The organism is Haloplanus sp. XH21 (assembly GCF_023276355.1).
Classification (GTDB): domain Archaea; phylum Halobacteriota; class Halobacteria; order Halobacteriales; family Haloferacaceae; genus Haloplanus; species Haloplanus halobius.
Genome location: NZ_JALLPL010000002.1, coordinates 1 through 17,908, shown reverse-complemented (window position 1 = coordinate 17,908; position 17,908 = coordinate 1). Strand labels below are relative to the sequence as shown.

Annotated in this window: 12 protein-coding genes; 2 read left to right on the top strand and 10 right to left on the bottom strand. The window is 59.2% G+C overall.

The features are described from left to right. Nucleotides 1-45: 45 nt before the first annotated feature. The 6 genes from MXB53_RS13455 to MXB53_RS13430 form a co-directional block, all read right to left on the bottom strand. The gene (locus tag MXB53_RS13455; protein ID WP_248898357.1) at nucleotides 46-372 is read right to left on the bottom strand and encodes a DUF7558 family protein; all 327 of its coding nucleotides are present in this window, start codon (nucleotides 370-372) and stop codon (nucleotides 46-48) included. Continuing rightward, a complete protein-coding gene (locus MXB53_RS13450; protein WP_248898128.1) occupies nucleotides 372-662 on the bottom strand; it encodes a DUF8069 family protein in 291 nt (96 codons plus the stop codon). The genes MXB53_RS13455 and MXB53_RS13450 overlap by 1 nt, the downstream gene beginning before the upstream one ends. Nucleotides 663-1,133: 471 nt before the next feature. Further along, the gene (locus tag MXB53_RS13445) at nucleotides 1,134-3,167 is read right to left on the bottom strand and encodes a hypothetical protein (RefSeq protein WP_248898127.1); all 2,034 of its coding nucleotides are present in this window, start codon (nucleotides 3,165-3,167) and stop codon (nucleotides 1,134-1,136) included. A gap of 39 nt (nucleotides 3,168-3,206) precedes the next feature. After that, complete coding sequence (locus MXB53_RS13440; RefSeq protein ID WP_248898126.1) at nucleotides 3,207-7,553, bottom strand: type IV secretory system conjugative DNA transfer family protein; 4,347 nt, start codon at nucleotides 7,551-7,553, stop codon at nucleotides 3,207-3,209. Continuing rightward, nucleotides 7,546-9,630 (bottom strand): VirB4 family type IV secretion system protein, encoded by a 2,085-nt coding sequence (locus MXB53_RS13435; RefSeq protein ID WP_248898125.1) that lies wholly within the window; start codon nucleotides 9,628-9,630, stop codon nucleotides 7,546-7,548. The genes MXB53_RS13440 and MXB53_RS13435 overlap by 8 nt, the downstream gene beginning before the upstream one ends. Further along, nucleotides 9,627-10,331 (bottom strand): TraC-like domain-containing protein, encoded by a 705-nt coding sequence (locus MXB53_RS13430; protein ID WP_486606380.1) that lies wholly within the window; start codon nucleotides 10,329-10,331, stop codon nucleotides 9,627-9,629. The genes MXB53_RS13435 and MXB53_RS13430 overlap by 4 nt, the downstream gene beginning before the upstream one ends. Nucleotides 10,332-11,128: 797 nt before the next feature. Here MXB53_RS13430 and MXB53_RS13425 point away from each other — a divergent pair. Continuing rightward, nucleotides 11,129-11,950 carry an MOSC domain-containing protein gene (locus MXB53_RS13425; protein ID WP_248898123.1) on the top strand — a complete coding sequence of 274 codons (822 nt, stop codon included), beginning with the start codon at nucleotides 11,129-11,131 and terminating at the stop codon, nucleotides 11,948-11,950. Between the two features lie 113 nt (nucleotides 11,951-12,063). Here MXB53_RS13425 and MXB53_RS13420 read toward each other — a convergent pair whose 3' ends face one another. From MXB53_RS13420 to MXB53_RS13405, 4 genes are all read right to left on the bottom strand, one after another. Further along, nucleotides 12,064-14,031, bottom strand: a complete 1,968-nt coding sequence (locus MXB53_RS13420) for an AMP-binding protein (protein WP_248898122.1) — start codon at nucleotides 14,029-14,031, stop codon at nucleotides 12,064-12,066. 134 nt (nucleotides 14,032-14,165) lie between these two features. Beyond that, nucleotides 14,166-15,437: a formamidase gene (gene fmdA / locus MXB53_RS13415; protein WP_283102398.1), complete on the bottom strand. Its 1,272-nt coding sequence runs from the start codon at nucleotides 15,435-15,437 to the stop codon at nucleotides 14,166-14,168. 77 nt (nucleotides 15,438-15,514) lie between these two features. Continuing rightward, entirely contained in the window at nucleotides 15,515-16,039 is a 525-nt protein-coding gene (locus tag MXB53_RS13410) for an AmiS/UreI family transporter (protein ID WP_248898120.1), read from the bottom strand. Nucleotides 16,040-16,291: 252 nt separating this feature from the next. Continuing rightward, a complete protein-coding gene (locus tag MXB53_RS13405; RefSeq protein ID WP_248898119.1) occupies nucleotides 16,292-16,912 on the bottom strand; it encodes a hypothetical protein in 621 nt (206 codons plus the stop codon). A gap of 110 nt (nucleotides 16,913-17,022) precedes the next feature. On the opposite strand from MXB53_RS13405, the gene MXB53_RS13400 reads away from it, so the two are divergent. Then, nucleotides 17,023-17,908: acetamidase/formamidase family protein (locus MXB53_RS13400; RefSeq protein ID WP_248898118.1), on the top strand; the 886-nt coding region annotated here is incomplete at its 3' end.

The following is a 17,908-nucleotide window of genomic DNA, read 5'->3' as shown; positions in this document are numbered from 1 at the left end:
CCACCGTGGTCGCCGTTCAACTCGTGTCGGCGACCGCTTGACGGGTCAGTCCGTGACGATGTGCGCCTCGAGATCGCGTGTCCAGTATGTTGCCGGGCCATTTGGACTACACCGCGCACAGACCTGTATCGGACCTTCGAGATGGCCGAGTTCAATCCGAAACCGTGTGAGCGCTGCGAGCGCGTCGACGACGAGGCCACAGCTGTCACAGGCGTAGTGATCACGCTCATCGGGATCCGGCGTCTCTTGGATCGCACAGTCGACGCAAATCGGGTGGCTGACCAACTCTTCTTTCCCCCACGTGTAGGCAATCCCGGTTTCTGTCCCGGGTGGCGCCTCGCAGAACGCACAGCCGGCCAGCGTCTGCTGTATCATTCGTCCGCCTCGGCGGCGTCGCGGGCGGCCGTCCAGCCTTTGTGGAAGACGGCGAGCTGGTGCATCGATTCGAACGCTGTGTCGCTGGGCTCGTGAACGAGGAGCCGTTGGTCGACGACCGGTGTGATCGTTCCGGCATCGAGTAGCTCTCGAACCAGCTGGCGGGCCGTTTCGTCGTCGAGATCCGCCGTCGATGGTGACCGCGCATCCCGATCCTGAGCGAGCAATTCCGCTTCAAACCGTTCGTGATCGTCTGCCGTATCGTCGTATCTTTCCGGACCAGACATACAAATCAGGGGCAGCACAGGAACCGCCCCGCACCCATTCCGGGGCACAATAAACAGTCGCCACAGTCATCCATTCTCAGGAAGGATGTCGACCTGCTCCCTCACCCTCCACGCCCCACGCCATCGTCCGGGTGGCAGCCCGGTTACGCTTGGCCTGCGGCCTGGCATCTCGGCCCTGTTGGCCGCGAACTCAACTTTGGGCGGCCACCCCCACCATATATCGGTTGATTTTTCGGCTGTCAGGTACCCTCAAATCGCAAGACGGCGCTCCCTGACAGCCGATTTCAGTGCCGACCGAAAAAACACAGACTCCCGGAACAGCTGTCTAGTGCTCCCGTCTGGCGATTTTCCCATATTGGGAGGGGGTGAAGCCTGTCGGGTGTCAGGTAGCGTCGCTGGGGGTGTCAGGTAGATCGGGCAGAGTAGCTGAGTCGCTATGGTTACACCGTCTACCTGAATAACAGATACGCTCTACTGATCGAAAGAGACGAGCTCCCTCGCTCGATCCAGCGGGGATCGGTCGTCAGCAGGGTCTTCTTCCGTCTGCTGTTCGGAATCCTGATTCAATACATCGTCTTCGAGAGCGGATTCCAAGTGATTACGTTCCGATCGAACTGTTTCGAGTTCTCTCTGTAGACGCTCTAGCTCAGCCTCTAGGGCGTCGATCCGATCGGTCTTTTCGTCTAACTCTGCTTCGAGCTGATCCACTTTCGCCGATAAGAGCCGATTCTTCTCGCGAAGATGAGCTTGATCGAGTTGCGAAGCTGGGCTATCTGCCGAGGCCGTATCACTACTCGCGTCCTCTTCGTTCTGGTCCTCGGTATCGGGCCCTTCTTCCGGTGAGATCGGATCGCGTCCGTGTCTTAATCCGGCGTCCTCGATAGCTTCTAGCGTCTCGTTGTAGGTTTCGTAGCCGGGGAATCCCTCGTAGGATCCATCCTTACCCTCCCGATCGACGAACGCGTCTTCGGGACAGATCTCGAGCGCGACAGCTGCTTTGCGAACGGCCCAGAAGGGCATTTGGTCGTAGGTCCCGCCGTCGACGCGGTCCGAGCCGGCCTCTGGAACCCACACCGGAATGTCGTAGCCGGCGCTCCGCAGTTCGTCGACGGCAGTCCAGTAGTCCTCTCCGTCGAGGTCCGCATCGGCGTCGGATAGGATTCCCGTCGCGAGGGCCATCAGCTTCGCCGGCCCGCCCCCGGCATTAACCTTCGAATCGCCGAAGATGTTGGCCTGCTCGTCGACGAAACAGGACTGGCCGCTTTCACTGTGGCGCCAGCATGGGTCGAACTGCGGCCGCGGCTGGTTTGGATCCGTATCGTAGGCATCGCTCGCGTAGTGCCGGGCGATCTCGGTGATGTCGATATTCTCGACAGCCTCGTAGACGTCCTCTTTGAACGGCGTAATGGGCCGGCCTTCGAGGGTGCCATCGAGTTCTGCCAGCCGCTCCTCACGTCGCTGAAGCGCCGCCTCACGCTGTCTCTCTCGCTCCCGTTCCTGCTCGCGCTCCGCTTCGACCCACGCCTCCAGCGTTGCCCGCCACCCGTCGTGATCCTCGTACAGGTCCGGCCAGAGCGTTGCAACCAGCGAGTCGACACAGTCCGTGTGCTCGACTCGCGTGAGGTCGTTGGCCCAGCTGACTGCCTGCTCGATGAGTACATCATCGACTGTCTCGAACGGACGGAGCTCGTAGCGGACGTCGTCGGTCGCGATGGGCGTGACGACGGCATCGTGGTCGGCGTGAACCGACAGCGGCGGCTTGTACTGCCGATTCTTGTTGTTCACCCAGTCGGGCTGGATGACGTCTCCGGCGCCGTCGATGCGCTCGTTCACGCGGGCCTCTGCCTCCTGGAGCCATGCGTTCGAGCGGTCGAGGAACTCGTCGAACACTCGTTCGAGTGCATCCGGATCATTGCTGAAGTGGTCCGCAATCGGGAGCGTGGCCTCCGGTGCCCCGAAGACGTACGCGCCCCCGACGGAGTCCAGCGCATACACCGCCTCCCGCGTGCCGTAGAGCGTCGCATACTCGTCGATGTAGGCGTCGAGCGTTCGCTCGACGAGCCCCTGGGCCTCAGCATCGAGGTCACCACGCTGCGGCTTGATGTCGTCGGCGAGGTCGATATCGCCCCAGGCGGGAACCGCCCGGAGGTCGGCATACCCGGGGGTCGGGGGCTCATCCTGCCAGACAGTCGTCTCCTCGGACTCGTCGTAGCGACAGGGTTCCCACTGCTGGAAGGCGGACGGTGTCTTGTAGGTGGTGACGGCGTAGAGCGTCCGTTCGAGGCGGTCGTGGATCTCGTCGTAGTCACGATCGAGGCGGGCAACCCGCCCGCGCTGCGGATACCCGGCCTTGATCGCCTCGACGTCGTCGTGGTCGCGTTTGATGTACCATCCGACGAAGTCGTTCAGCCCGATGGTCGGGTAGTCCTTGACGGTCGCCAGTGCCTCGTAGACGGGTTTGGCACGACGGTAGTACTCGCGGATAGCTGATTCGGAGAGCGTCATCTCGTGTGCTCCTGCACCTCCTGAGCGGGAGCGAAACGACTACGCACCGGCATCACCCGAATCCTCTTGATCGCCGGCGTCGCTCAGTTGGATCCCGATGTAACAGCGTCGGGTTTCTTCATCCACCCACTTCCTCTTACGGTCGAAGTCAGCATACTCACGGAATGCTGGGGTGAACCGGGGTTTCTTTTTTCGCTCATACTCACGATCCTCGACGTATTCTTCGTATGCCTCGTAGACATATGCGATCGGGACGAACTCCTCATCACACTCGGTGATCTTATCGCGCACGAAGGCCCCAATTCCGAACGGATCTTCCTCGGTATCCGTCGGTTCAATCCCTGCTGGGTGAAGTTCACTACCTTGAATCGCCTCAACGAGTACTGAGAGATCTTGGACCGTATCCGATACCGGCTTGTAGAGCTGAAGATCCGGTTCACCGTCGCTGGTGAGAATACTAATTGTATACGAACTCTGCGCATAGTCCGGAACGGGCAGGTCGGTACTGGGCACGAACGGACGCTTGACGGGCACCCAGTCCGCTTCGAACGCCTCTCGTGACTCGTAGGACTCGGGGAGTTCTCCCGGCCTGAAGACGGTGTAGGTCTCGCTCTCGGCGTCGTAGCTGTACGTCGCTGGGAACTGGTCTTTCGACACGGCGTCGAAGGAGTCGATCCGGGCGTGCTGGTCTCCAGCACTGTCCTCAAGGACGAACGCACCTTCTCGCACGAACCAGCGGGTATGGCGACTACCACCGGTGGCCGGTCGGACGGCCGTCACCCCATCCGCGGCTCGCGCACCGCCGTTGAATGTGACGTTGTGGTTCATCGTATACAAGCGCGTCTCACCGGAGGAGAGCTGATTTCGCGGCTCGCTGAGGATTTTCGCGAGCCGGTCGGCGATCTCGGCGGCTGGTTGATCGTCGTGGTCTGCGACGACGAACAACGGAATTCGCTCCTGTTCCTGGGCTTTCCGGAGGTTCGAGAGGACCTTCGCCGGGCGGACATGGGTGGTGGTTTCGACTTCGATCTGGAGCTCCCAGTCGAGGTCCGAATGGGTTGCGATGGCATCGGGTCGGGACTCACCGTTCTGATCGAGGACCTCCACGGAGAACCCCGCAGTTGCGAGCGACTGCTCGACCGTTTCAAGGACTGCATCGTGGTGCTCGCCCCCGCCGGTCGGTGACGTCGACGTGTCGGGCGTGGCTGCCTCCTCACCCTCATCTGTGAGCCGACACTGCACCGACGATCCCCCGGACGGGAGATCGACCTCGATGAGCGAGGACGCCTCCCGTACCTCCGGCAGCGTCTCGTAGCCCTGCGCCTCGATGGTTCCTTCCTCGATTCGCGAGAGCAGTTCGTCGTCGACTTCCTCGACGGAGACCCAGCCGTTCGTCTCGCGGACGTCGTTCGACAGCTGGACAGCGCGAATCGCCCGGGCCATCGCGACCTCCAACGGCAGATCGTCGGCGTTCTCCAGAGCGACGTCAGTCGCAGCGTCACGGCTCTCCACGGTCGTCCCGCCAGCCACCCCGTACTCCTCTCGGGTATGCTCGTGAACGGCCTCTAGGGCATCCTGGAATCGCTCTTCCTGCGCACCAGTCAGAGGCTGCTCGCTATCGGGAGGACCGGGCGGAATCGGGAGGGGTTCGATACTGAATGGGTCGGGACCGGTTTCGCCGAATTCCGGACTCGGGAGCTGGGCGATCCACTCGCCACGCGGGAGCGAACTGATCCGATTCTTGAACTCGACGGGATCCATCGCCTCGTGTGAGAGTGCCTCGGCGATGTCGGCGTCGACGGCGATCTTCCCGACGAGCGGACTGCCGATGTTGTTCAGGACGTTCAGGTAGACCTCGCGGTTGCCAGCCTCCTTCATCTGCTCGGGGAACTGCGTCACGAGTTCGATGGAGAGCCGGAACTCCCGTCCCTTTTCGAGCAGCGTCGTCAGTGTATCCGAGACGACGACCGACGACGCTTCGTCGATGAGCAGGTTCGCAACGTAGTCGTCTGGCTTGCGGGCCAGCTCGTCGCCGTCGCGACGCTTGACAGCGTCATAGAGTTGTGTCAGGATGACGCCGGTCATCACGCGAGCGGCCTCGTCGCGGAGATCACCGAGGTCGAAGATGACTACCTTGTCCTCGTCGAGGAGGTCGCGAAAGTCGAATTGCGACTGGGTATTGTTGAAGATCCGGCGGAGGTGGGCGTCCTGCGTGATGTAGTCCATCCGGTTGCTGATGCCGCTCACGACGTTCGAGAACGTCGCCGGGTTCGAGCGCAGGTGTCGCTCAAGTTTCTCCGCGACTTGCGGGTCGCTGGCTCGCGGTGCATCTTCGGGTGTCGAATCTGGTGGCCCGGCGGCGTGGAACTGGGTCACCGCCTGCTCGAACTGGTCGTGGGTGAAGTAGTTCGTATCCTGCCGGAAATGTCCGTTTTCGAGGCCGTACTCCTCGTCGTACATCGCCTTGATGAGGTACTTGATGAGCGTCGGCGAGGCGATGGCGTCCTCGTACCGCTCCGGCCCCATTACGAGCTTGATGAGCTCCTCGTAGTGGTCGGCCTTGTCCTGAATCGCGTCGACGCGACGGACCCCGTCCTGTAGCGCCGGCGTGATGTCGAAGAACGCGAAGCCAGGCAGGATGTCGGGCACCGAGAAGTGGAGGACGTTCTCCTCGAGGTCCTCAGTCCCGAACCGCTTCGCGTGGGCCCGCATATAGTTCTCGGGGAGGTTCCCGCCCTTGGAGTCGATGAGGAACACTGGGCCCGTGGTCTGGTCGTACAGGGAGAGCGCATCGTTGATCAACGCGACCGATTTGCCGGCGCCGCTCTTCGCGAACCGGCCGACGTGGAACGGAAGTAGATGCGGGGGAATCCGCATCGGCTCCGGCGTGGGCGTGCCGTCCTCCCCGAGACCGCGGCCGATAGCCATCCCGGAGTCGGTAAACGCATCCATGTGGTCCTGCGCCGGGAGTGGCAGGGGCGTCCGGCTCTCGGGTTCGGCGTCGGACCCCCGCCCGCCCTCGGTCGTGAGGTCAGTCGCCGGCGGAACGACCACGAAGTTCGCCAACTCAGCCGGCCCGAGGACGAGATCGGGGCGGGTTTTCCGCCAGTCGCTCTTGGTAGCCAACGTAGCGTTGAGTACCCGGTCGGCGTGCTTCTTGGCCCGCCGTCCCTTTCGAAGCCCACGGCGGATGCGCTTCGGTCGGAGCCGATAGTGCGGCCCGTTCAGGTGATCGAACACGGACCCGATATCGTCGAGACGATGGTCAACCCGCTCTCGTTGTCGCTCGGAATCCACGAGCGAAAGTGCCCGCATATTCACCGTGAACGTGTGCTGTGGCTCCTTCTCGTCGATAGCCTCGACTCGCTCCCGCCCACCGATGTCGAGATACCGACGCTGTCGCCCGGTGTTCGACGGGCTCTGTGGTTCGTTCTCCGTGTTTCCGAGGAGTTCTCCGAAGAACCAGTCGACGACTCGATCTTCGCCTTCCCGGAGCTTTCGCTGGCGCTCTCGTGCCTCGTGCGTCCAGTCCGATTTCCGCTGAAAGAGTACCTGGAACGCGATCGGGTGTTCGGCCCGGGTCAGCTGATCGATGAGTGACGCGAGCGGGGCCCGAGCGTGATCGTCATCGTCGTCTTCCGTATTCGTGAATTGGGTTAGTGTCGTCATCCAGTCTTCCCGCCGGGTAGCCTGCCCGTGCCAGCTGATTCCGAGTGGGGTCGTCTCATCGACGGTCGGTTGCGTATGAGCCGGCTGGTGATCGGCATCGAGTTCGGAGTCGGATGGACCAGCCGCTGTGGACTCATCACTCGAATCGGCCTCGAACAGATCCACGTCCTCGTCTAGCGACGTGGAGCTCTCCGACAGCACACTTCCGCCGTCACCGACCGGTTCCTCCCCCGATGAATCGAAGAGAGTCACAGGCTCTGAATCCGAACTTGGGTCTCCGGAGGATTCCTCAGCTGTCCTGGAGTTTATTCCGTGGCTCTCGTCTCCCCCGGCACTGTGGTCCTGCGTCGGGTCTGCTGTCGATGGGAGTAGCTTCGCTTCCAAGTCAAGGGTGGCCCGCTCGAACGTGACGGTCGGTGGATACAGCGTCCGGAGGCGTTCCTCGAAGGCATCCAACCGACGGTTGGCCCCGTAATAGAACTCGACCGGCTCGTCTGCCCCCTCACTCACTGCGAGGAACTCGAACACCGGTGGCGGATCGCCGAAGGGACCGATACTTTCGAGAAATCCGTCGTTGCCGGCGTCAAGGCCGTGGAGGCCGGCCAGCTGACGGACGACGGTCTCCGGCGCGAGGTCGCTTCGGGAGGGAGTGATCCGGATATACTCGTCGTCGCCGTTATCCACTGCCGGGAGTTCTGACGGGGTCTGCTCAGTCATCCTCCTGAGAGGTAGTGCTAGTTGGTTCACCGCCGTCGGCACGCGTGCCGGCGGGTCGGCTATCTGGATTCGTCACGCTCGTCGTCGGTTCGGGCTCGAGCTCGGCCACGTCAGCAGCGCCGCCGTCGATAACGTGGGCCTCGTAGTCGCTCGCCCGAATTCGGAGTGGGAACCAGCCCTCCTGGTCGATGCCGACGAGCGCTTCCGAGTAGCCGTCCTCGTCCTCGCCGGCCTTCGCGGAGGTGACCCAGTTCACCTGGCGCTCGCTGAGGTCGAACCACTTGGCAATCTTCTCTTTCTCCTCGTTGACGCGGTGGAGGACAGTCAGCGAACAGAGGTTCGCGATGGTGCGTGCCTCCGGCGTCAGCGCGAATTCGCCCCCCGTTTGCGTAATGAATTCGAGGCTCAGATCGAAATGGCGGCTGTGCCGGACGGCTGTCTCTAGGAAGTCCAGCGAAACGGAGTCGTTCATCAGGTAGTGCGCCTCGTCGATACAGAAGACGACGCGCTTGTCGGTCTGTTTGACCCGCTCGTAGACGCTGTTGAACAGCACCTGCATCATCAGGCTGGTCTCCGCCCGGCCACGGGTCCCCTCCTCCTGATGGAGATCGAGGTAGATGACCTTCGAATCGAGGTCGAACTCCGAGGGGCGAGCAAGGTTCTCGAGTTCACCGCCTTCGCGGAACGACGGGCGGAGATCCTTGAGTAGCGACTGGGCATCGGACTGGACGGCTTCCTGCTCCCCATCTGTGACGTAGCCGTACTCCTCGGGATCTTCGACCATCTCTTCGAGGACCGTGATGACGTCGTGGATGGTGGGCGAGTCCCGGGTGTGCGTCTCCGGATCGCGGGTGATTCCGCGCTTCTCGTAGGCTTCCTGTACGGCCCGCCGGAGCGTCTGGTTGCGCTCGCCGAGTGGATGGTCTGCGACGTGCTCGAAGAACGTCGCGAAGAAGGTCATCACCCAGTTGATCTGTTCGCCCCACGGGTCGATGTCGTCGACCTCCTGCAGGACGTGGTCGGGCGTCGGTTTGATTTCCAGCGGGTTCAGCCCCCGCCGGCCACCGACCGTGATGCGCTCGCCATCGAGTGCCTCGTTGACGCCGGCGAATCCCCGCATCGGGTCGAGCATAATGACGACCGTATCCTCGTCGAACATCGCCCGCCGCACCAACCGGAGCTTGGTCGCGAACGATTTGCCCGCGCCGAGTCGGCCGATAACCATCATACAGTAGCCGGTTTGCCGCTTGAAGCGGTCGAGGATGAGTGGACTCGAATTCAGCGCGTACGTCCCGTATTCGATGCCGGGTTCCGCAAACGCACCGGAAACGAAGGGGAACATCGCGCCGACTGCCCCGCCGAGCATCGGCGTCTTGCTGTCGAGCGTCTCGTTGAACTGATCCAGGGCGATCGGGCTCGCTGAGGTGAACGTCTTCAGCTGTGACCACCGGGGCGTCACCGGCGTCAGATTCGCAGGCGCTTGTCGGGCTGTCGTCGACACCGACTCGGCGTCGATGTTCTCGCGATCGTTGCCCCTGACCGTGAGATACATCGAGACGTCGAACGCCTGCATCGTCGTGTTCCGAAGGACGTCGTACATCTCCTGGTGGTCCTCGAGGTCTTTCTCGACGCCCCGGGCGCTCGCACGATGCTTCTCGGTCAGGTACTCGTAGTCGGCTTCGAGGTCCTCGATCTTGTTCTCCAGCGAATCCAACGTCTCTCGCGTATCACGAGGATCGATGTGGATGCTGACATCCGTCTGCTGGGTCTCGGCGGCCGCGTACAGTTTTTCGAGGAAGCCATCCATCGGCGCATCGGGATACTCACCGACCCACAGACTCTGCGCCCACTGGGTGTCAGTCCGGAGGGCGCTGGGCGTTCGCTCGATACTCGACGGCGAGACGACGGTCTGATGGATCTCGGGGATGCCGTCGACTGCCTCACCGTCGGCCTCGTAGTCCACGGTAAACTGTGATTCAGCATCTTCCCCCTCTTCGTCGGGGGCCTCGTCTGCCGTGGCCTCGTCGTCGGTTTCCGAACTATCCGAGCTGGTGAACGGAAGCAGGTTTCCAATCATGACTTGTTGATGACGGGGGACGTTCGAAGCACCTGTTCGGGGTCGCCGTACTCGATTTCCGTGCCGGTCCAGTATTCCGCGATGAGGCGGGTGAGTTCGGCCGCATCAACGGGGCGCGTGTCACACCCCTCGATGCCGCGGAGGCCGCGCTCGACCCGCCGGCGCCGCTCGTCCAGTTCCTCGAGCATCGCGGCTCGCTCTTCCTCCTCCGGCGGCGCCGTGACAATCTGGATGAGGATGCCCAGTACAGGAATCCCAGCGAGCTTTTCGAGGAGGCTGGCCCGTTCGTATCGGACCTCCTCAGGTCGCACTGGAATCAGGACGTAGTGGTCGCGAATGGTCATCTGACGCTGCGCAAGCTCCCGGTCGTACCAGTCGACGTAGTGCTCGATGAGCGCCTGGAGTTTCTCGTTCGATTTGACGTCCGGGTCGCTCAACCGATCTTCGTACCGCCCGACGTACTCGTCGGCGGGGAACGCCTGCGTCGTCGAGTAAATCTGGATCGGGAACTCGACGGTCGTATTGACGAAGTCCTGGAAGGCCTCCGCCTTCTGGGCCCACTCCTCGTCGGTCGCGAGCGCCATCGTCGGTGGCGACACCTGAACGGCTCCGACAAGGGCCCGATCCGTCCGCTCGATGGCGTTGTGTCGCGGGTAGACGCGCTCGACGTGGGTGTACTCCTTCGCTTCCTCGTGGGCGATCTCTGTCTCGCTGCGATGGAAGTTCTATCTAGCGGAGCTACTCGATCAACGTCGATGTTCTTGTACGACCTCCAGTTCGCACGAGAGTGATTGAGTCGTGGCAACGTGGTAGTAGAATACGGTACTGTTCAGATTAGTGCAGCCGAACTGAGGTCATACGAAAGCCCCGATGCCCTCGGAATGAGGGCTCTGGTGTACTCATGGGTGCTCTACTCTCGTGAACATCCGGATTATCGAAATGTCGGGTCCTATCACTCTCCAGTCCCGCCCGTATTGGGCTGGAACATCATTACAACAGAAGGATGTAAACGCCTATAACGCTCTTCTTGGCCTTGAACCGGAGGAATATCTCTATTATTGTACTATTATAATAAACTGGTAGGAAAGTATAATATTATAATGACATCTGGTATAGCGTATGTCTCCTGTTTTGGAATATTGGGGAAATATATTAAAATAAATTATAATTGACGGGTAAATACTACACATATATGAGAAAAATGGGAAATATATTCTGATTTCAACTCTATCTACCTGACACATATGGAGAATATTTGTCTCTTGAGTTCATGGGAATATATTATATCCAAATTCGTATCATATATGGTAATTATTCTATCCGAAGTTGACTACCTCACAGCGTGGAGCTACTTTGTAGCTGTGTCTAGTTCTACATTTGTTGTTTCTTAACAACACATGTGTTGTTAATCACCGTTGGCTCGGTAGGATTACATATCGCTCTCACCCGAACCGGTTCAAACAAAGTTTTATGGTATTACCTACCACACTGCATGCTGATGGCTCACGTTGAGAATCTTTGGGTCTACCCAGTCAAGGGATTGGACCGGATGACAGTCAAAACCATTAGCATCAACGACGCCGGCACTTTCCAGGGTGACCGGGAGTATGCAATGTTGGACCCAGCTGAAAATAACGTGATTGAGGACCGATTTGATTCAGTCGGCAAGACGTTCAACGGGAAAGAGATCGATCACACTCACGAGGTGCAGTCAGCCTTTGATCCGGAGTCCCACGAACTCACGTTGACCATGCGCGAAAATGGGGCGGAAGTCACGTTCGATCTGCAGACCGAACGCGACGCCGCAAGTGAATGGTTCAGCGAGTTCGTTGGAAAACCGGTCGAACTGCGCCATCGAGAACCACCATCGTTTATCGACCGGCCGAACCTAGGTCCCTCCGTCATTAGCACTGGAACCCTCGAAGAAGTGGCATCGTGGTTCGACGACATGACCGTGGACGGAGCGCGGATTCGTCTCCGGCCAAATATCGAAATCGGCGGCGTCCCACCCTTCTGGGAGGACCGTTTCCTCGGCGACGATCCCTCCGGATTCGAAGTTAATGGAACGTGGTTCGACGGTGCTGAAGCCTGTGCCCGCTGTGTTGTTCCCTCAAGAGATCCGGACACTGGCAAGCCGATCGAGGACTTCGAACAGAGATTCGCGAAGTATCGCGAGGAGACACTTCCGGACTGGGCACCGAGGGAGGAGTTTGAACACTTCTTTACCGTCATGCTCATCACGAAGGTGCCAGAGGAGGACTACGGGAGTACGATAAGCGTCGGCGACGAGGTTACGGTTGGGGATCCGCTCGAGGTGTAGCGCGCTATCGAGGGGCACAGTACGGTCGAGACATGGACGCTATTCCCGTTGGAACGAACGTTTCCGCCTCGGTATGGCCGATGGACGGTTATCTCTGTATTATCTTTGGCTTTTCAGGACAACTCGCTGTCTTCGAGACGGAGGCGTATTTCGACCGCAATGTCGTCCAAGATGTCGGGATTACGGAGAAGATCTGTATCGCCGAGCCGTTCGCCGTTCACTAGATCCGCTAGTACTTGACGCAATATACCGCCGGAGTAGGTTCGCGGGAGTTCGGAAACTCTGAAAACCGCTTCGGGACGGGCTTGGGCGGCGAGATCGTCTTCTACCTTCTCAGCGATACGCTTCTCGAAGTCCCGGTCGGCACACTCGGTAGTAACCACGAATGCATACGGTGCCTCTCCCAGGATCTCGTGTCCGCCACAGATAACACCAACATCTTCAACGTCTGGCATTTCAGCGATAACTCGCTCGATTTCACTCACGTGAACGCGGTTCTTGCTGTAGTGGCCGATGTTAATCACGTTATCGAGGCGCCCAAGGACGGTTATGTATCCGTCTCGATCAGCCATCGCTCCGTCTTCTGTGAAGTACCTCCAATCCTTCTCGGGTGTTCCGAACTCAGTCCAGTACTCTTGCGCCTTATCGTCCGGTTCTCGTACTGGTCTGAAGATACCCGGCCAAGGCTTCTCGAGAACCAGATATCCCGCCTCCCCTGGATCGACACGCTCCCCGTCAGCATTGACAATTGTCGCTTCGATACCGGGGAGCGGCGGCCCGACTGATCCCGGCTTCATATCACTAATCCCCGGAATCGTCGAAAGTGTAATCCCCCCCGTTTCGGCTTGGTACCACGTATCGACAATAGGGCAGCGTTCGTCCCCAACGTTCTGATAGAACCATCGCCAAGTCTCCGGCTCGATACGCTGGCCAACGGTACCGAGTAGCCGAAGCGAACTGAGATCGTGGACGTCGGGATACTCTTCTCCCCATTCCATGAACGTCCGAATGGCGGTCGGTGTCGTGTAGAATTGTGTGACGTCGTTGTTCTCGATAATTCGCCACGGACGATGCTTGTCTGGATATGCCGGTGCGCCCTCGTAGAGGATGCTCGTTGCCCCGTGGGCGAGCGGGCCATAGACGACGTACGAATGCCCAGTGATCCACTCGATGCCAGCGGGGCACCAGAACGTATCTGCCGGCTTGAGGTCAAGTACTGTCGCAGCTGTCCAGGCCACATAGGGGAGATACTCCCCGACGACATGTTCCATTCCGATCGGTCCTCCAGTCGGGCCCGAGGCATAGCAATAAAAGAGCGGATCGCTTGACGCTCGGGGTACCGGTGTCACTGTTTCGCCACGACACTTCTCACGCAGGCGCTCGAAATCGTGCCCGAAGTTCGGACTTTCGTTATGGATGTGAGCCAGCGTCACGCTCGTAACGTCCCACGGCAGCTCTTCGACTCCACACCGAGCTTCGCTGCTGAGAGACCGTACTTGGCCCTCCTGATAGAATCCATCGCAAGTCAGCAAGGTTCGTGCGCCGGTTTCTCGCATGAACGACTCGAGAACAGAACCCGAATATTCCGCGAATACAACGACGTGAGGGGAGCCAAGACGTGCGGCAGCCAGCATCGCAATCGGAAGTTCTGGAATCCGTGGCAGGTAGAGCGCCACTGGATCGCCGGCTGACACTCCGAGCTCCCGGAGCATCGCTGCGACTTCATTGACCTCACGCTGAAGCATCGAGTAGGTGTATGTCTTCGTCACTCCACGTTCGCCGATCCACCGGAGCGCTGGCTCGTCACCACGGCCGGCTTGGACGTGACGGTCGACACAGTTTCTCGATGCGTTGAGTTCGCCACCGACGAACCACCGGGCATAGGGAGGGGAATCCATGGGCTCCATGGTTGTGTCGAAGGGCCGATCCCAGTCGAGGCACTCAGCGGCCCGTTCCCAACAGTGAGGCCACTGTTCCTCGAATTTGGCATAAATATTAGGATCCGTAACATTAGCTTGATCGACAAATTCTTCGGGAGGAGCTATGCTCCGTTCCGATGAAGTCTCAAAATCATTAGACATGTTGAATATTCAGATAGTTCGTACTACTGTGGCAAAACTATTGGGTGGCAAACGAGTTCTAGACCGTTTCCCACATCGTGCCGGTGTTCCAAACCGTGGCCCTACCGAAAAAATGAGCGGTGACTTCTATCGGGCTATCCGAGCGGGTCGTCGGTGACGACGAGGTCACCGCGATCCTTAGCGTTCCCGAGACTTCCGGGTGAGATGTCGAACTCGAAGGCACCGGTGGGGAGCGCAAGCGTCGAACACGCGTTCGGCACGTCAACGACACCGCTCTGGCGGCCCTCGATGGGGACCGTCCCCAGAATGTGGAGCGCCTGCTGACCCGTGTACCCGAACTCCTTCAGGTAGTCGATGGCCTGCAGACAAGCCCGTCGGTAGGCGGTATGCGAGTCGATGTACTTCTGTTCGCCGTCCTCGGTGACGGAGTAGCCACAGAAGGTGACGTAGTCCTCGAAGTTGGGTCCACGGTGACCCGGCTCGAAGATCGGATGAGTGACGCCGTGCTTCTCCATCCCATTTTTCACAACCTCGAACTTGCAGTCGACGTAGCCGGGCATCTCGATGGCGCCACAGAAGGTGACTTCGCCGTCGCCCTGTGAGGCGTGGAAGTCACCGACTCCGAACTTGCCACCCTCGACGTAGACGGGGAAGTAGACGGTCGAACCGATTGAGAGGTCCTTGATGTCGTGGTTACCGCCGTGTTCGCGTGGCGGGACCGTGCGGGCGGCTTCTTCGGCAGCAGCCTCGGCCTCGGCGGGATCCATTTCGCCCATCTGAGCACCCTCTGGGGTCGGCGGATTCGCCACTCCAGGCTCGTGCTCGCCAGTCGGATGGTTCGGGATCGATTCAGGGTCCTCCTCGAACTTGTCGATGAGCGCCTGCTCTCGCTCGTTCCATTTGTCGAGGAGTTCCTGACTGGGGGCACATCCTGCAAGTCCAGGATGAATCTTCCCCTCGTAGCGCACGTCGGGGATGTGTCGGGAGGAAACGGTGTAGCCGTCGACATCCCAGATAGACTTGGCGGCGTTCCGGAAGTGATCTGTGAGGAAGCCGCCGCCGTTCTGCTGTGAGAAAGTGCCAGTGAACCCCCATTCGGCGCGGCCGTTGAGGGGACCCATATCGAGGAACTCAACTTTCAGGAGGTCACCGGGTTCGGCACCATTGACGTGAACTGGGCCGGCCAAGTAGTGAACTTGGCTGAGGTCGACGTCCCGAACTTCGTTCGGGTCGTCGTTATCGGTGATCTGACCACCAGTCCAGTCCAGTGCTTCGAGACGGGCAGTCTCACCATCGTCGACTTCGACGACAGCGGGGATGTCGGGATGCCAGCGGTTGAAGGGGTTGGCATCCGGCTGTTCATCGGGGGGACTATCCACATCGACTTCGAATTTTACTTCGGGCATTGGTATCGTGGGTGACAGTCACCCACTATCAAGTGGAAATTATATCTACTTAACAATTTTGAAGTGTATGATTTATTTCATGCCCAAGGCCAGAACCCCGCTGCCATCAGATAGCCGCCAACAGCAGTGGCGACACCTGTTGCTGCGGTGAACCAGCCGACTGGAACGGTGAGGTCATCACGCTGGAGTCCGAGGAGGACGAAAAAGGCGGCCCAGAGGACGGCCCACACCCACCATAGTGCGGTGAGTCCGATATCGCCGGTGAGCAAGACGAGATATCCAGTTGGGGCGGCTGTTAGAGCGACGAAAAAGCAGTACCAGCCGAAGGAGCGCTGATCCTCGACACCGCGGATTGCGTTTGCTCCGATCCAGAGGTACGTAAATGAGAACAACATCGTTCCCGCTGCGTTAAACGGTGTCCCGTCAGATGCATCGCCTCCGAAAGCCCACCAGAGGACGATTAAGAACGTTATGAGTCCTGTGAGGAAATTAAATATCGCGACGTCACGGTTGTCTCCGTACCCGAGTAGCCACAATCCGTTGACGAAGAGGACCCCTCCGACGAACAGGAGCCCCATCCCCAGAACCTCATACAGTGGCATTTGTACACCTCCAGCCGGTTCGATTGCTGTCTGCTGTTGTTGTCTGGTGTGCCATCACATATCTAACCATGACTATCCGATATTTATAATTTTCTGAGATGAATCCCCCGTTCGAATGCTATATCGAGTGCGGACGGTCGTGGCCAGCAGTTCAGTAATATTTATCATCCGGGTTGATAGCACGGTAATCGCGTTTGACACTGTTCATTCACTCGATCACAAAATTGCGTACAACCGGGTGTCTACTGATTTTCACCCACTACTAGATTTCTCAAGAAACAGGCGAAAGATGAGTTCTGATTCCGACGATTCTCCTCCGACTACGTCGGTGCCGGTCTTCTCCCACTTTTGTTTGATGAGCCTGTCGGCAATCTGCTGTGCTTGATCCGCGTTCGTGCCGGCTGTCGTGATGGCCACACCTTGACCCCCATTGTCGGTCGCGGCCTCGGAAACGTGCTCAATCCCATCGGAAACCGTTGTTCCGGGGGAGATTTTGACGACTGTGTACGTTCCGCCCTCGAATGAGAGTTGCTCATCCGAGTTCGAATCCTCGTCGGTTCGGACGAGTGCTGCTTGAATCAGTTGATTGACTGCCGCGGTTCGCAACGATTCGGTACTCCGCAACTCGGCGGCGGCGGCATTCGGTTCAACGGCGATCTGATATTCGGACTCGATCTCTTCCAATAGCCCGTAATCCACGAGCTCGTTGAGTGAGGCTTCTGGTTCTCCCTCCTCAGCCACCAGTTCGTACTCGTCACGTTCGATTAACCGTTTCGCGAGTGCACTGGCACCGAATGGTTGGTCTCGAAATAATTTCCAGGCGTTCACATACAGTTCGACGCTGTCTTCGACATCGGAACGTTCGGCGGGCATAGTACGAATGGACGGAAGCATCGGTAGTAAAGTTGCGGGACGCCCCGTCAATCGATTATGATGTCGGTCGACAAATATATAATGGATTATCATAATTGTTTGACTGGAGTATGCCAGAAACCGTATTCGAAGTAGACACAGATGCACCGCCAGAAGAGCAACCAGATCCAATCGTCAACCGGTGGCATCCGGACACGCCACCTGCATCGACCGTCCAGCCAGGGGAGAAGTTCCGTGTCGAGTGTCTAGATTGGACCGGGGGACAGGTCAATAACGACGATAGTGCCAACGACATCCGCGATATGGATCTGACCCCCAACCATCACCTGAGCGGTCCAATCGAGGTCGAGGGTGCTGAGCCCGGTGACTTACTCGTCGTCGACATCCTCGACATCGGTGCCTTCCCAGATCACGAATGGGGATTCACCGGGATCTTCGAACTCGACAACGGTGGCGGTTTCCTTACGGATCACTTCCCGGAGGCTCGAAAGTCTATTTGGGACCTCGACGGCGTGTACACCAAATCCCGTCACATTCCGGGCGTCGAGTTCGCTGGCCTCACACACCCCGGAATTCTCGGAACCGCACCGTCACACGAACTTCTCGAGGAGTGGAATCGGCGCGAACAGAAACTCATCGACGACGGTCCAAACGCGGAAACTGCAGTCAACCACGAGACTCGTGAGGACGAACCGCCCCTCGCACTCCCACCTGAACCCGAGAACGTCATGCTCGGTGCGATGGAGGACGAGGACCTCGAGGAGGCGAAAAACGAGGCCGCCCGTACCATCCCACCCCGTGAGAATGCAGGTAACTGCGACATCAAAAACCTCAGTCGCGGTTCGCGTGTGTACCTCCCAGTGTTCGTCGAGGGGGCGAACTTCATCACCGGCGACATCCACTTCTCGCAGGGTGACGGCGAGATTACGTTCTGTGGCGCCATCGAGATGGCCGGCTGGATCGACTTCCGCGTCGACGTGATCAAGGGTGGCATGG

Coding starts and splice junctions, on each gene's coding strand:
- MXB53_RS13450 (WP_248898128.1), bottom strand. CDS start 662: ATGTCTGGTCCGGAAAGATACGACGATACGGCAGACGATCACGAACGG.
- MXB53_RS13445 (WP_248898127.1), bottom strand. CDS start 3,167: ATGACGCTCTCCGAATCAGCTATCCGCGAGTACTACCGTCGTGCCAAA.
- MXB53_RS13440 (WP_248898126.1), bottom strand. CDS start 7,553: ATGACTGAGCAGACCCCGTCAGAACTCCCGGCAGTGGATAACGGCGAC.
- MXB53_RS13435 (WP_248898125.1), bottom strand. CDS start 9,630: ATGATTGGAAACCTGCTTCCGTTCACCAGCTCGGATAGTTCGGAAACC.
- MXB53_RS13425 (WP_248898123.1), top strand. CDS start 11,129: ATGGCTCACGTTGAGAATCTTTGGGTCTACCCAGTCAAGGGATTGGAC.
- MXB53_RS13420 (WP_248898122.1), bottom strand. CDS start 14,031: ATGTCTAATGATTTTGAGACTTCATCGGAACGGAGCATAGCTCCTCCC.
- fmdA (WP_283102398.1), bottom strand. CDS start 15,437: ATGCCCGAAGTAAAATTCGAAGTCGATGTGGATAGTCCCCCCGATGAA.
- MXB53_RS13410 (WP_248898120.1), bottom strand. CDS start 16,039: ATGCCACTGTATGAGGTTCTGGGGATGGGGCTCCTGTTCGTCGGAGGG.
- MXB53_RS13405 (WP_248898119.1), bottom strand. CDS start 16,912: ATGCCCGCCGAACGTTCCGATGTCGAAGACAGCGTCGAACTGTATGTG.